Origin of the sequence: Vallitalea pronyensis (assembly GCF_018141445.1) — a bacterium.
Taxonomy (GTDB): Bacteria; Bacillota; Clostridia; order Lachnospirales; family Vallitaleaceae; genus Vallitalea; species Vallitalea pronyensis.
The window spans coordinates 5,010,149-5,025,690 of record NZ_CP058649.1 but is presented as its reverse complement, the minus strand read 5'-3'; the positions used below and the strand labels follow the sequence as shown (position 1 = coordinate 5,025,690).

Here is a 15,542-nt window from a genome sequence, read left to right as displayed (position 1 = left end):
GGGGCGTTATGATGTATAAAGTGTTGATTGTAGACGATGAGCCATTAGCAAGGGAATATGTGCGAAAAATAGTTGATTGGGATAAATTATCCCTTGATGTGTGTGCAGAAGCTACCGATGGGGAAGATGCTTTGATGAAAATAAAGGCGTGTCAACCGGATATCATTTTACTGGATATGATTATGCCCTTAATGGATGGATTGGCACTAGCGGAGTTTATCAAAGAGCATCACATTAAAACATATATTATTATTATCACAGGAAGTGATGAAATAGAATATGTCAGGAAAAGTATGAAACTGGATGTAAGAGACTATTTATTAAAGCCTTTCGATGTAGAAGAGTTAGAACATGCGTTAGTACAAGCTAAAAAACAGATTCAAAAAGATGACATGAGCACCATGCGTCATAAGAAGTCCATGATTTACAATTTATTATTCAATCCAGTGGATGAAAACATAGCCATAGCAAAAGAGTACTTTGACTTAGATAAAAAAATGTATTTTCAAATAAGTGTGATGTATTGTTCAAAGGAACAAAGTCGCCAACGGTTAATAAAGCGCTTAAGATCCCACTTTTCCATGGATAACAGCATACTTTTTATTAAAAATGGCATCTCTCAGATCATTTGCTTTTATGAACTGGGGGATAAAAAGAACAAGACTGAACTGATGAACCGGTTTCAATGTTTCCTCGATAAATATGGGACCCCATTAGAACAGCCTTTGGTGGGAATTGGTCATGTGTGTGACACCATACTTGAGATTGGTAACTCCTATAAACAGGCATTAGAGATGGTTAATAACGGCATTATCTTTGGTGAAAAAGGTGTAAAACTGTATAAGACGAACCCGTCCGATATCGCCAAGTATTTTTACTCCATCACGGATTTAGAACAATTATTAGTGGCCCTACGAAGCGGTGACCAACAGAAGGTGATCATGCAGCTAGAGAACATCTTTGAACACCTGGAAAAAGAAAAGGTGGATTATGAGCATTTAATTACCATTAGCAATGGACTCATGTCAATTTGTTATTCCACAATCACAGAAAACACCAGTGGTAGATATGCTGATGGCGATAGCATGCACTATAACTTTAGACATAAAAAAATCAGTGAAATAAAAGAGCATGTGATACAATTTTATGTGGAATCCATTAAGCAAAATAAAACCGTTAAGCGGACCAAAGCACAAAAAGTTGCTGAAGACAGTGTTGATTTTATTAAGGACAACTATGCAGATCCTGCACTATCCATACGTATGATTGGTGAAGCCCTCCATTTGGATATCAGTTATGTAAGGCGTGTGTTTAAAAAAGTGATGGGTAAGACCATGAATAACTACATTATTGAGCTACGGATGCAGAAATCAAAGGAGTTATTGATGAAAAATGTGTATAAACATTCTGAAATAGCATCCATGGTAGGCTATATCGATGCCGCTTATTTTAGTAAAAGTTTTAAAAAATATGTTGGTATTACGCCAAAGGAATTCGAAATTTCTAGTCAATATAGAAGTGAATAGTTAAGAAATAAGACATTTTATGGTTGTTATATATAAAAAAAGGGGTCAATCTTGTGAAAAAGTAGCATATTATACAAGTTTGACCCCTATATTGCATTTACTGACTTTTATTAAGCGTCTATAATTTACTGTATGGTAAATAAAATTTATTTAAAAGGAGCGGGCTACATGAAAAAACTTTTAACATTACTTATGATGGTTGTTATGCTATTTAGTTTGGCAGCATGTGGAAGTGAAAAAGAAGAAAAAAAAGAAACAGACACTGGAAGTACCGAAAACAGTGCGGGGGATTCAAAAGACAATGAAGGGTCAGAAGAGAAGATACCTTTAAGATTATATACGTATTATGCAGATACAGATGTTGCTGTTGTTGATCAAGCGGTAGCAAGACTGGAAGAAAAATTCCCAATTGAAATTGAAATTATTCATCGTGTGGATGCTACAGGTGTGGAGTTAAAGACAATGGCAGCTGTTGGAAAATTACCTGATATTTATGAGGTTACGGGTGAAACCATCATCAATACGTTTTTAGAGTCAGGGGATATCGAACCACTTGAAGATGTGATGGAAGAAAATGGTGTCATGGAAAAAGTCAATCCCACAAGTCTTGGTTCATTGGTTAATGCTGATGGTCATACTTATGCCATGAACTTTGAACCACCTCGTAACTTTTTGATTTATTACAATCAATCGGTTTTTGATGAGTATGGTGTTAAATTACCTACAAATTACGATGAATTATTAGAAGCAACCAAAACATTTGCAGATAATAAAATTATACCTTTTGCTTTATTTGCAGCACAGCCATGGCCAGGTATTCAGTTCTATGATACCATCGCTTCACGTTACAACCCAGGTGGCGTTAAGGCTTTAATGGATGGTACAGCTGATATTACTGACCCAGGCTATGTAAGAGCAGCGGAACAAGTGGTTGAATTGGTCAATGCAGGCTTTATTGGTAAGAGTTCCTTTGCAACCAATGCATCACAAGCATTTGAATTGTTTAAAACAGGTAAAGCGGCTATGATTGGTAATGGAACGTGGTACTTACTGGATATAGCTGAATATGGTGAAGGCTATGGTTACTTGGATAACCCACTTGCAGAACCTGGTAAAGAAGCGGAAACTTTATATGTACGTTCTGGCGGCTCCTCTCAAGGTGGATGGACCGTTAATCCAAAAGGTGAACATGTGGATTTAGCTAAAAAAGTTGCTATTGAATATTGTATTGAACGAGCTGTTGCCAGTGTGGAGTTATTTGGTACAGCTAATCCTCTAACGTATGAAGTAACACCTAAAGAAGCCCGTCATCCAGCAGCACAAAAGTATTCCGATGAAATTGGCAAATTTGAGTCAACCACTTATTTTCCTTGGAACATTCCAAATCCTGAGATAGCAACGGCACTCAATGATAATCATCAGGCACTCTTGTCAGGTGGTATAACCGTTGAAGAGTTTATTGCGGATATGGATAAAGTAATAAAAGCAAATCGTTAAATGACATATACTTGTACTGGCAATAGAGTGTGCAGTCGTGTACTTTATTGCCAGTATCATGCGTTCAAGAATAGAAAGGAGATAAAATTGAATAGTTTTTTTAAGAATAAAAAAGCATTTTTGATTTTTACGGTTCCTTTATTACTCATCTATACAACCGTCATTGTCTACCCCGTTTTACAAACTTTTGTTATGAGTTTTTTTAAATGGGATGGATTAAACATACCTGAATATATAGGTCTTGAGAATTTTAAAAAGGTGTTTGAATCAAAAGACCTGAAAGTATCTTTTTATAATGGCTTAAAATATTCAGCTTTTATAGCCATTTATCAAATAGGAATTGCCTCAATCATTGCAAATATACTCAATTCAAAACGCCTAAGATTTAGAAAGTTTTTTAGAACAGCATATTTTATCCCTGTGGTATTATCCATCACGGTTGTGTCACAGTTATGGATAGCCATTTATCACGCTGAATTCGGTTTGCTTAACAAAGTATTTGAATCCTTAGGTATTGATTATCAACAATCTTGGTTATTTGAGAACAATACAGCTATTTATGCTGTTGCTTTTGTAGATGCGTGGAAAGGTATGGGTTATCATTTAATTCTTATCTACGCTGGACTACGCGCTATACCTGAAACCTATTTTGAAGCGGCTCAAGTGGACGGTGCCAATGCTTGGAAGAAATTTACAAAAGTGACCCTTCCCATGATGTCAGAAACCTATAAGATCTGTTTAACATTAACACTTACTTGGGGATTCAGGGCCTTTGAAGCCATTTATATCATGACAAAAGGCGGGCCAGGCAATGCAAGCTACACCATGCCGCTCATGGTATACAAAGGCATTTTCTCATTAAACAACAATGGATTTGCAGCGTCAACGGCTGTGATCTTATTGTTACAATGTGTTGTGGTGATGTTTGTTGTGGAAAAAATCTTCCATAGAAAATCATTTGAAGTGTAAAGGAGGGGATGACTTTTGAAAAAAATATTATCGGTTCTTAAATATGGTTTATTGGTTATTTATTCAGCTGTTTCATTGTATCCTCTTTTTTGGCTGCTGTTGTATTCCTTTAAAGATAATGAAGAAATATTGTCTACGAATCCCTATGGTTTTCCCAAGGTATGGCGGTTAGAGAATTACGTCAGGGCCATGACAGAATTTGATCTGCCCCTTTATTTTAAAAACAGTTTAGTGGTAGCGTTCATTGCTATGTTCATTGGTATTACAGTTGCTTTACTGTTTGGCTATGCCATTGCAAGGATGAAGTTCAAAATAGCATCACATTTACGTTTATATGTTATACTTGGTATGTTTGTACCTGTTCAGGTCTATATCATTCCATTAATCTTACAGGTCAACCGCCTTAACTTAACAGGTTCATTATGGTCTGTTATTATACCGTACATCGCAATGGGGCTGCCTTTTTCCATCCTTGTACTGTATGGTTTCTATCGCGGACTGCCCATTGAACTAGAAGAATCTGCATTTATGGATGGAGCAAGTATTTTTAGAACCTATTACAGCATTATATTACCGTTAATGAAACCCAGTATTGCTGCTTTGGTGATCTATCAATTTATGCAATTCTGGAATGAATTTACATTGGCACTGTTGTTGCTTCAAGACCCTGAATTAAAAACATTACCTCTTGGTCTTTCAACCTTTATGGGGCAATTTTCTACCCAATGGGGTCCAACAGGCGCTACATTAGTCATTGCAAGTACCCCTGTTATCATTATGTATATTCTATTTTCAGATAAAGTAGAAAAAGCCATGTCCGTTACTTCTGGCATTAAAGGTTAAAAACGGTCATTGACGCGTAAAAAGGAGCATGTTAAAATACCTAGTACACAAGCATTGTGTTGCTGGGTATTTTTAATGGTTAAAATAGATGATGTTAACTGGTGAGGAGGAAATACGATGGTTTTAGTAAGTGCATGTCTTGCAGGGATTAATTGTCGTTACAATGGCAGCAATAGTTGTCATCAACAGATTAAGCAACTCGTTGAAGATGGTAAAGCAATTCCTGTCTGCCCTGAAGTACTTGCCGGTTTAACCATACCAAGGAAATGCTGTGAGATGATTAAGGTGGATGGAAAAATAAAAATCCTTACAGAAGATGGGGAGGATTTGACTGATGCTTTTATTAAAGGAGCAGAGAAGACTTGGGAGATGGCCAAAGTATTAGAGATAGAGCGGGCAATCTTACAAACAAGAAGCCCTTCTTGTGGCTACGGCATCGTTTATGATGGTACATTCACTGGTCATCTCATTGAAGGTAATGGGTTCACGGCAGCCTTACTGGCTCAAAAAGGCATTCAAGTCTATACAGAGCTTAATTTTAAAGATGTAACCTGGTAAATGTCTACTCTAGATCATATAAAACCTGAAAGGGTTTTATTTTTTTTACGCTCTTCTAGGCTCAGGTTTATTTATTATATATAGTTGATAAAATAAAAGATTTAAATAGTGTTGACAAAACAGATAGTGGTTTTGTATAATAGTTATTGAGTATAACAATTGTTTTGTATAAATATTATGTTAAATAATTATTATACAGGCTAACTATTTATAACCATGTTATTTTTGAAAGGAGAAGTAAAATGAATGCAGAGCGCGATACATTAGTGAAGAAAATATTTACGTTCATGCCTTTAGTGCATCGAAAATTTTTTAAAGGCATGCACTTAAAGAAAAACATACACAAGATGCAATTGTTAAGATTAATAGCAGAGGCAGATGGTATGCCAATGAAATATTACGGGGAGGCACTCTATATATCCAAGCCAAACCTCACCAAGATGATCAATCGACTGATTGAAGCTGGGTTTGTAGAAAGAAAGCATAATGAGGAAGACCGTCGTATGATTACAATATTTATGACTCAGAAGGGCCGTAGCTACATGGAAGAAGAGAAGCAGGCCATGAAGGCAAAAATGTTAGAAAAATTACAGGTCTTATCCGATGAAGAAGTAAGCGCTTTAACGTACCATTTTAATGAGATGGAGAAAATTTTAGAGAAACTGAGTTAATCGGAAAGGGGAATTGTCATGATTAAGTTATTTAAAGGGATTAAACCTTATAAAATAGCCGTTATTGTTATACTTATTTTTACGTTTATGCAGACATTTACAGAGCTGTTTTTGCCAACAATAATGGCTAAAATTGTGGATGTAGGTATTGTCAATGAAGACATGGCTTATATTCTTAGAATGGGTGCTATCATGCTTGCTGTTGCTGGTATAGGCGGGGCATGTTCTGTCTATTCCAGATATTTATCATCCAAAGTAGCTAATGGTTTTGGTAGGAATCTCCGTCAGCAAGTATTTCAAAAAGTGGAAGGGTACTCTTTACAAGAGTTCGATCACATGGGTACATCATCTCTGATTACCCGAACAACCAATGATATTACTCAGGTGCAGAATGTATTGGTGATGTTGCTTCGTATATTTGTTATGGCACCTATAATGGCTATTGGCGGTATCATCATGGCCATTACGCGTAATCCTAATTTATCGGTTACCCTAGTAGGTGTTATTGTGGTATTAGCCATTGTCATTGGTATTCTAGCCAGTAAAAGTTTACCCTTATTCAAATCCATTCAAAAAAAATTGGATCGACTCAATCTGGTTTTAAGAGAACGCTTAACAGGCATTCGTGTAATCCGTGCATTCAATAAAACCACCTATGAAAAGAGTCGCTTTCAAAAAGCCAATCAAGATTTAACGGACACCACAAAGCGTGTGAATAAAATGATGGCTCTGTTACAGCCACTTTTAACCTTACTATTTAGTTTAACCACCATTGTTATCGTATGGGCTGGCGCATTTAAAGTCAATGAAGGGTCCATGTTAGTCGGGGATTTAATGGCCTATATTCAGTATGTGAGTTTGATCATGTTTGCCCTTATTATGTTAACCATGGTATTTATTATGGTACCAAGAGCATCTGCATCGGCTACAAGAATTCAAGAAGTATTGTCCATGGAAACACCCATTAAAGACCCTGTAAACCCTCAAAACACCCATACAAAAAAAGGCTACGTGACCTTTGATCATGTGACCTTTGGTTTCCAAGGTGCAGAAGGTCATGCACTCCAAGATATCAGCTTTCAAGCAAAGCCTGGTGAAGTGACTGCCATCATTGGCGGAACAGGTTCTGGTAAATCAACGTTGATTCATTTATTAGCTCGGTTTTACGATGCTACACAAGGTGCCATTATGGTTGATGGTATGGATATTCGTCACATGACACAAAAAGCTTTACGTGAAAAGATTGGGCTTGTGCCTCAAAAAGCTGTTTTATTTAGCGGTACCATTGCTGAGAATATTCGTTTTGGTAGTGAGAATGCTTCTGATGAAGACATAAAACATGCTGCAACCATAGCCCAAGCAACGGAGTTTATTGAGCAAATGGATGACGGCTATGATGCTGTTATTGCCCAAGGCGGTACCAATCTATCCGGTGGACAAAAGCAGCGTTTATCCATTGCCAGAGCATTGGTTAAGAAACCTGAGATTTATATATTTGATGATAGCTTTTCTGCCCTTGATTTTAAGACAGATGCTAAGCTTAGAAAAGCCCTCAAACAAGAAGTGACAGAGGGTACAGTGTTAATTGTTGCTCAACGGGTAACAACAGTCATGGATGCAGATCGTATTATTGTGCTGGATGATGGTGTTATGGTTGGTATGGGCACACATGAAGAATTGCTAAGTTCCTGTGAGGTCTATGAGCAAATTGTACGATCACAGCTATCAGAGGAGGAGTTGGCATAATGGGTAAACAAGAAAATAATAAAAAAATGTTTGGGCACGGTCCAGGAAGAGGTCATGGTATGTCCATGCCCGTTGAGAAAGCTAAAAACTTTAAAGGAACTCTCAAACGCTTATTAGGTTATTTAAAATATCAACGGGTGAAACTGATGATTGTTGTACTCTTTACCATACTGGGTACACTATTCACTGTTGTTGCACCTAAAATACTGGGAAATGCCACGACTATTCTGTATGAGGGTTACTTAGCATTGAGAAATGGTGTGCAAGACCCCATTGATTTTCAAGCCATAGGTAATGTGTTAATCTTACTGGTTGGACTGTATGTCATCAGCGCTATTTTTAATTACATTCGACAATACATCATGGTTAATGTGACACAAAAAACCATTTTTAATATACGACAAGAAGTCAGTGAGAAGTTAGAACGGTTACCGTTGCGTTACTATGATGCCTACACCCATGGAGAAATATTGAGTCGTGTTACCAATGATATTGACAACATGAGTAACGCTTTGCAACAAAGCGTAACACAGCTTATATCCGCTGTCATAACCATACTTGGTGTACTGGTCATGATGTTATCCATTAGTCCTCTTATGACATTAATTGCTTTGGTCACCTTACCCCTTAGTGTTTTTATCACCAAAGGTGTAGCGAAGCGATCACAAGCTTACTTTAAAAGCCAACAAAAGAATATTGGTGCATTGAATGGACATGTGGAAGAGATGTACACAGGTCACAAAATTGTAAAAGCATTTGGTTATGAAGAAAAAGCCATGGAGCGGTTTGATGCCATCAATGAGGAACTCTATGAGGCTGGTTGGAAAGCACAATTTATATCGGGTATTATCATGCCCATGATGACCTTTGTCAATAACTTAGGCTATGTGTTTGTCTGTATAACCGGTGGTATTCTGATGATTAGAAATGCCATTAAACTAGGGGATATTCAAGCTTTCATACAGTATTCCAGGCAATTTAGCCAGCCTATCGTACAGACAGCTAACATGGCCAATATTATTCAGTCAACCATAGCATCTGCAGAACGTGTATTTGAACTCCTTGATGAAGAGGAAGAAATTCCAGATACATCCATACCATCCCAAATTAATGAACCCAAAGGTAACGTGGCGTTTAAGGAAGTGGATTTCGGTTATAAAAAAGAAGTGCCGTTGATCAATAACATGCAATTAGATGTGCATGCAGGCCAAACAGTGGCTATTGTAGGTCCAACAGGTGCAGGAAAAACAACATTGGTGAATTTATTGATGCGGTTTTATGAGTTGGACAGTGGAAAAATTACCGTGGATGGAACAGATATTACCAAGCTAAAACGTAGTCATCTAAGGCAATTATTTGGTATGGTGCTTCAAGATACATGGTTGTTTAATGGCACAATTGGTGAAAACATTGCCTATGGCAACATGGATGCTACAGAACAGGAAATTATAGATGCTGCAAAAGCGGCTCATGCGGATCATTTTATCAGGACATTACCAGATGGATACGATACCATCCTGAATGAGGAAGCAAGTAATATATCTCAAGGTCAAAAGCAATTATTAACCATTGCAAGGGCTATACTAGCTGACCCTGCTATACTCATACTGGATGAAGCCACTAGCAGCGTGGACACAAGGACCGAAGTCTATATACAGAAAGCCATGCAGACCCTTATGAAAGGACGTACCAGCTTTGTCATTGCCCATCGTTTGTCAACCATCAGGGATGCAGATGTGATTTTGGTCATGAATGAAGGGGATATCATCGAAAAAGGAACCCATCAAGGGTTAATTGCTCAGAATGGTTTTTATGCAGAATTATACAATAGTCAATTTATGGGGAGTAAAGAGAGTGCATAATGGAGTCTTCAATTCATCTCTTATAATGTCATCATCGTATAAAATAATAAAGGATTCGTTTAAGTTATTGCACCATATCAAGGATAGACTTATAATAGGGGTTGTATAGCTATTATTGAAAGGGATATGACGAAAACATAAGAGAAATGGGGGGCTTAAGATGGAAAAGACATTGAAGCCGTGTACGAGAGATGATTATGAAGAGCTTCTTCGGTTCATTAACAAAGCTTTTGAAAAAGAAGAAGAGAATTGGTTCATTAAACATGTAGGTAACATCTACGAAACTATGGATACCATGTCTGACGAACGAATTGGTTACAATTATATCATGAAAGATAAAGGTCAGATTGTTGCCAGCATTGGTATTTACCCAATGCCTATGCAGTGTACCCTACATGAAGAAGTCATTCATTTTACCATGGCAGGTATTGGTTCTGTTGCTGTTGACAAAGCTTATCGTGGCAAAGGTATCATGACAGCTATGTTGCAGCAGGTAAATCAAAAGATGAGGGACCAAGGCTATCCTATATCATGGTTAGGAGGCGATCGTTTTCGCTATAAAAACTATGGTTGGGACATAGCAGGCATGCAGCATCAAATGACTGTGACCAGAGCTGATCTGAACAAAATGGATATTACCAAGGCCGCTGGTGTAGAAGCTACAGAGAAAGATATTCCTGTTCTACAAGAAATCTATAAAAACTATGACAATCGCCAGTTAAGAAGTGAGGCCTTATGGCTATCCCATTTAAGGAGGAAAGGACTTATAACGTCCATTCAAGGTGATAGTTATTTAATCCATGATGTAAGCCGACCTGAACACCTAAGTGAGTTAGTTGGTGAACGTGATATGTTAAGCTTATTATATGGGCATATGATGCATTATCAATTGGATAGTGTAACCATTGATTGCCCTAGAGATAACAGTGATTTAGTCAAAAGTCTGATGTCCATAGCGTCAAGATATCATATAACATCTGTAGGGGGTCCTTATGGACGCGTTCAGATTCTAGATGCTGATAGGATGTGGTCTTTGATGCAATCAGCAGTTGTAAAAGCGTTGGACACTTATTGTAACAAGGCCTACAAACATGAATTATTGCAGCAACCAAAAGAGGAGCTTGTAAAGCAGTGCTTGGATTTTGTGGATTATGGAAATAACGCTTTTATGCCCAAATTACCATTATGGCTTTCTAAAATTGATTCCGTTTAATGGGTAGGCTATGTAACCGGCTGTCTATTTACTTGGTAGATAGACAGCAAGGTTCATAGCCTTTTTGTGGACATGAGCCTATCATTTGCAGGAATACACGTTACCCTATAGGATAGGATTCATCATAGCATCTAATCATAAGATTTGATATAATGAATCATAAGGTGCAAGAGAGTGCCCAATGAAACAAGGCTGAAATCGATTAGGGATGTGAAAAAAATGGAGACAATGATATTCACGGTATTAAATGAAAATGAAAAAGCCTTGCCTATATACATTGAAGATATAGGGAGTGAACATGAACAAGAGCACATTATTCGGCCTCAAGGCTATTGGGCTTATCAGTGGATACAGTGTTATCATGGTGAAGGTATTTTATATGTCAATAACAAACAACACGTGGTAAAAAAGGATTCGGGTATGCTCCTATACCCCCATGAAATCCATGAGTATAAAAAGAAGACAGACACTTGGTTGGTGGATTTTATAAGTTTTAATGGCACCATGGTTATGGACACCTTATGCAATCACGGGTTTACAGAATCAGGTGTATACCTGATGCGCCAATCGGACATCCTATTAGGAAAAATAAGAAAAGCCATTGCTGTGCTTCAAACCACTGACTACATGAAAAATTATACCTGCTCAAGCATCGCTTATGCCATCTTGATGGATATCATTAAATATCGGTTTGATGGCCGGTCAAGTGAACAAGCATCACCCCATAGCCGTATACAGCCAGTCATTGAATACATTAACCATCATTATCAGGAACCTTTAACATTGGAAGAGTTGGCAGGGCTATTAAAGGTTACACCTCAGCACTTGTGTATCCTGTTCAAAAACACCTTGTCTATGCGGCCCTTTGAGTACATTACAAAGATTCGAATCAATCATAGCAAAGCCATCATGAATCAACAAAAGCACATTAAAATAGAAGATGTAGCCAGACAGGTGGGCTATGAAAGTACCAGTTACTACTGCTCTAATTTTAAGAAAATAGAAGGCATGACACCTAAAACCTATCAACGTCTCTATACTTAAAGGCAGGGTCACAGACATGTATGTATTTTTACATCACATAATTTCACATAATATGGTGATATTTCTTCCATATTATGCAACTATACTGTACGTAAGAGACAGTCTCATCCATATAGATGGCGATAAGAACAATAAGGGGTATGTGTTAGATGACCATGGACATTTAATGCATACTTTAGCGTATGTAAAAGTCAATCAGGCATCATGTATGGAAAGAGAAGAAAGTAGGGGAAGCCATGTATAAGGTCAATCTAGTCGAAGATGAAAAAAACCTCAATGATATCTTGGTGTTATATTTAAAGAATGAAGGTTATGATGTGCAGAGTTTTTTAACAGGTGCTGAGGTAGAGCCATGTTTAGAAGATGATGTACATCTATGGATACTGGACATTATGCTTCCAGATACAGATGGGTATGCATTGATTAAACGCATAAAAGAGCATAATGAGAACATGCCTGTTATTTTTATATCCGCTAGAGACACGGATCTTGATGTGATAACAGGCTTACAGATGGGTAGTGATGATTATATATCAAAACCTTTTTTACCCATGGAACTGATTATTCGAGCAAGAAAATTGTTGAAACGGGTTTATAAGTCCAGTGAAACTCACCATCAGCTTATTCATAACAAATACCACATTGATTTTGATAAAAGAATGTTATTTGAAGGGGATAGACACATTGAATTAACGTCAAAAGAATTTGATTTTTTGTGCACGATTATACGCAATAAAAACAATGCCATGTCCAGAGAATTTTTACTTAATGGTATATGGGGAGAAGACTACTATGGTAGTGACCGGGTTGTGGATGATTTAGTGAGACGTGTACGAAAGAAACTTCCTGAATTGCGCATAGAAACAATTTATGGCTATGGTTACAGGTGGTGTGAAGAATGAAAGGTAAATCCCTTAATTTTAAACTCATGGTGACCTTTATTGGTGTGATTTTGTTTTTTTCTTTAATCAGTTACACCTTACTTATCCAAGCTTTTCAAAACTACTACTATGAAGATATCTACAAAGTCCTTGAAGCGGACACCGATACCAATAAGGAAATTACAGATATTGATGCGTTTATAGAAAATAATGATGAAGACATCAGAAGTATTGAACAATTATACTGGGTCGTGGATAAAGGAAAGCTGGTGCGAAAACCACGTAACAGGCATGATAACAGCATCACAGAAGATGTTTTGAAAAAAATGGAGGAGAATCTACTGGCTCAAGATGAGGCATCAAAAAGATACAGTATGACTGTCAATGGACGACGTTTGTTTTATGTCATTACCATTCATACGACCCCTAGAAAAATGCCCAATCCATCACTTATGAAGATCATACCTTATCTATCCATTTTAAAAGGTAGGCCCTTGCTGGAATCAACAAACATGTTTGATCCTCAAAAGGATGAGCGCTTGAAGGCACCCAATAAGCCAGTAAGAGACAGATTAAATGCGTTATCAAAAGTTTCAGCTAATAATACGTTTTACAAAGTTGCCCTTCGATGGGCACCTCTTGATAATAGTTTAGAACAACAATTGTATATCCAACTGGGTATCGTTTTGATTATTACAGCAATTGCTACGTTAGCTGTGTTTTTTATTCTATCCAGGTATTTAACGTTACCCCTTAACCAACTGTCAAAATCTGTTAAGCGCATCTCCAATCGCAAGTTTGATATACCCATTACCATTAACCGGCAAGATGAAATTGGTTTTTTAGCCCAAACCATTGAAGAAATGCGAAAAGACTTATTGAGTTATGATGAAGAGCAGAAGTTAAAATTACACTCCATATCCCACGAATTAAAAACGCCCATTATGATTATTCAGAGTTATGTGGATGCCATAAAACGAGGGCTATACCCTAAGGGCACTTCAGAGGCTTCTTTGGACGTTATTGATGAAGAGTGCAGTCGTTTAGAAAAATTGGTTAAGAACCTGCTCTATATTCAACGGTTAGACTATTTTGATACAGAGATTAAACATACGACACCTATCAATCTTAAAGACCCTATTCAGGATGTGTTAGATAACATGGTTGTTAAGATGGGGGATATACAAACAGATGTACAGTTACAGGATGCTTTTATTTCAGCAGACTATAACCAAATAAAAATCATTGTGGAAAATATCATGAGTAATCAGATACGTTATGCAGATGCTTCCATTAAGATCAGCTTAACACAAGATGGAGAAAAAGCAGTGCTAGCATTTTATAATGATGGTGAACCCATTGATCATATGGAAAATATCTTTAAAATGTTCAAAAAAGGTAAAAATGGCCAAAGTGGTCTTGGGTTATACATCGTGAAACGTCTTGTTCGGATAAGTGAAGGTGAAATTTATGCTATGAATGAAGAGCATGGCGTAACATTTCGTATTGAATGGCCGTTAATGGCATAAGATAGCAAAAAATCCTTAGAATATATAGTATGATAAGTATACAGTTCTCAACATTCAGGCCTTTTCCGTAAAATATTCATAAAAAATTTGAATTTAATATTGAAAAAATATGAAAAGTGTATATAATTATTGTATACCAGGTAAAACCACAAAGGAGCTGAACACCATTTTTTATACAGCGGCTTTAGAAGGTCTGTGTAAAAGAATCATGTTCTTATCTTTTGTGGTTTAATCATATACTATCTAGTAGAAACTATTAGATAACTTAACTTACTATGAACGTCTTCATTACCATAGAAAATAGGTGATGAATGAAGGTGTTTTATATAAAGATAAGGTGAAAAAACAATAGATAAGTACCGTAGAAAGGATGAATATATGCAAGAGTATGAAATTATAATAAGAGTTGTTGTTGCCATTCTAGTAGGTGGGCTCATTGGTTATGAACGGCAGATGACCAATCGCCCTGCAGGTTTTAGAACACACATTCTTGTCTGTGTAGGAGCAGCAGTTGTTTCCATTATACAAGAACAGAATATCATCAATACCATTGCCTACATTCAGCAATATCCAGAACTGGAGAATGCGTTAAAATCAGATGTTGGGCGTATGGGTGCACAGGTTATTACAGGGGTTGGTTTTCTAGGAGCCGGAACCATTATTCGAGAAAAAGGGTTGGTAAAAGGCTTAACAACAGCTGCGTCTGTATGGGTTGTTGCTTGTATTGGTCTTGCAGTTGGACATGGTATGTATTTAATTACAGCTGTATCAACCATAGGGGTATTTATATCACTTGTTATTCTTAAAAAAGTTGAAGATCGGTTTATTGAAAAGGTGCAAACCATTGATTTAGAAATTGAATATCTCGGGGATAGAGATTTTATGAAACGCATTCAAAAATATTTCAACATGAAAAATATAGGCGTGAATAATATACGATTTATTCAAGTTGTAGGTGATGATAAAGGTGAAGCAGCAACCATTACGGAAGAAAACATGTGTACGAAAACCATCTATTCCGTAGATATACCTAAATACATCCAGAGCACCAAAGTTGTTCAAGACTTGTGCCGAAAAAAAGGTGTTGTGCAAGTGAAAGTTATTTCTGAGCCATAGTAGCGTAGATATAAGAGGTTCATGATGGTGATTGCTTGTTAATGGTGATGAATAAGAAGGAGCTCATCCATGAAGACATAAAGGTTT

The 15,542-nt window shown here is 37.0% G+C and carries 13 protein-coding genes; all 13 read left to right on the top strand.

Annotation, left to right across the window (positions count from 1 at the left end; all coding sequences use genetic code 11):
• Positions 1–8: 8 nt before the first annotated feature.
• The 13 genes from HZI73_RS20930 to HZI73_RS20870 all read left to right on the top strand — a co-directional run bounded on the left by HZI73_RS20930 (position 9) and on the right by HZI73_RS20870 (position 15,455).
• Complete coding sequence (locus HZI73_RS20930; RefSeq protein ID WP_212695304.1) at positions 9–1,526, top strand: response regulator; 1,518 nt, start codon at positions 9–11, stop codon at positions 1,524–1,526.
• A gap of 168 nt (positions 1,527–1,694) precedes the next feature.
• A complete protein-coding gene (locus HZI73_RS20925) occupies positions 1,695–3,023 on the top strand; it encodes an ABC transporter substrate-binding protein (protein ID WP_212695303.1) in 1,329 nt (442 codons plus the stop codon).
• Between the two features lie 87 nt (positions 3,024–3,110).
• Positions 3,111–3,992, top strand: a complete 882-nt coding sequence (locus HZI73_RS20920) for a carbohydrate ABC transporter permease (protein WP_212695302.1) — start codon at positions 3,111–3,113, stop codon at positions 3,990–3,992.
• A gap of 15 nt (positions 3,993–4,007) precedes the next feature.
• A complete protein-coding gene (locus HZI73_RS20915; protein WP_212695301.1) occupies positions 4,008–4,835 on the top strand; it encodes a carbohydrate ABC transporter permease in 828 nt (275 codons plus the stop codon).
• Positions 4,836–4,952: 117 nt separating this feature from the next.
• A complete protein-coding gene (locus HZI73_RS20910; RefSeq protein WP_212695300.1) occupies positions 4,953–5,393 on the top strand; it encodes a DUF523 domain-containing protein in 441 nt (146 codons plus the stop codon).
• 242 nt (positions 5,394–5,635) lie between these two features.
• The gene (locus HZI73_RS20905; RefSeq protein ID WP_212695299.1) at positions 5,636–6,064 is read left to right on the top strand and encodes a MarR family winged helix-turn-helix transcriptional regulator; all 429 of its coding nucleotides are present in this window, start codon (positions 5,636–5,638) and stop codon (positions 6,062–6,064) included.
• An 18-nt stretch (positions 6,065–6,082) separates the two neighbouring features.
• Positions 6,083–7,810, top strand: a complete 1,728-nt coding sequence (locus tag HZI73_RS20900; RefSeq protein WP_212695298.1) for an ABC transporter ATP-binding protein — start codon at positions 6,083–6,085, stop codon at positions 7,808–7,810.
• Positions 7,810–9,672, top strand: coding sequence for an ABC transporter ATP-binding protein (locus tag HZI73_RS20895; RefSeq protein WP_281418823.1), 1,863 nt, complete (start codon positions 7,810–7,812; stop codon positions 9,670–9,672). Before HZI73_RS20900 ends, HZI73_RS20895 begins: the two co-directional genes overlap by 1 nt.
• Positions 9,673–9,832: 160 nt before the next feature.
• A complete protein-coding gene (locus HZI73_RS20890; protein ID WP_212695297.1) occupies positions 9,833–10,885 on the top strand; it encodes a GNAT family N-acetyltransferase in 1,053 nt (350 codons plus the stop codon).
• 219 nt (positions 10,886–11,104) lie between these two features.
• Entirely contained in the window at positions 11,105–11,929 is an 825-nt protein-coding gene (locus tag HZI73_RS20885) for an AraC family transcriptional regulator (protein WP_212695296.1), read from the top strand.
• Between the two features lie 236 nt (positions 11,930–12,165).
• Positions 12,166–12,831 carry a response regulator transcription factor gene (locus tag HZI73_RS20880; RefSeq protein ID WP_212695295.1) on the top strand — a complete coding sequence of 222 codons (666 nt, stop codon included), beginning with the start codon at positions 12,166–12,168 and terminating at the stop codon, positions 12,829–12,831.
• Positions 12,828–14,339, top strand: a complete 1,512-nt coding sequence (locus HZI73_RS20875) for a sensor histidine kinase (protein ID WP_212695294.1) — start codon at positions 12,828–12,830, stop codon at positions 14,337–14,339. The genes HZI73_RS20880 and HZI73_RS20875 overlap by 4 nt, the downstream gene beginning before the upstream one ends.
• 378 nt (positions 14,340–14,717) lie before the next feature.
• Positions 14,718–15,455 (top strand): MgtC/SapB family protein, encoded by a 738-nt coding sequence (locus tag HZI73_RS20870; protein WP_212695293.1) that lies wholly within the window; start codon positions 14,718–14,720, stop codon positions 15,453–15,455.
• The last annotated feature ends 87 nt before the right edge of the window (positions 15,456–15,542 follow it).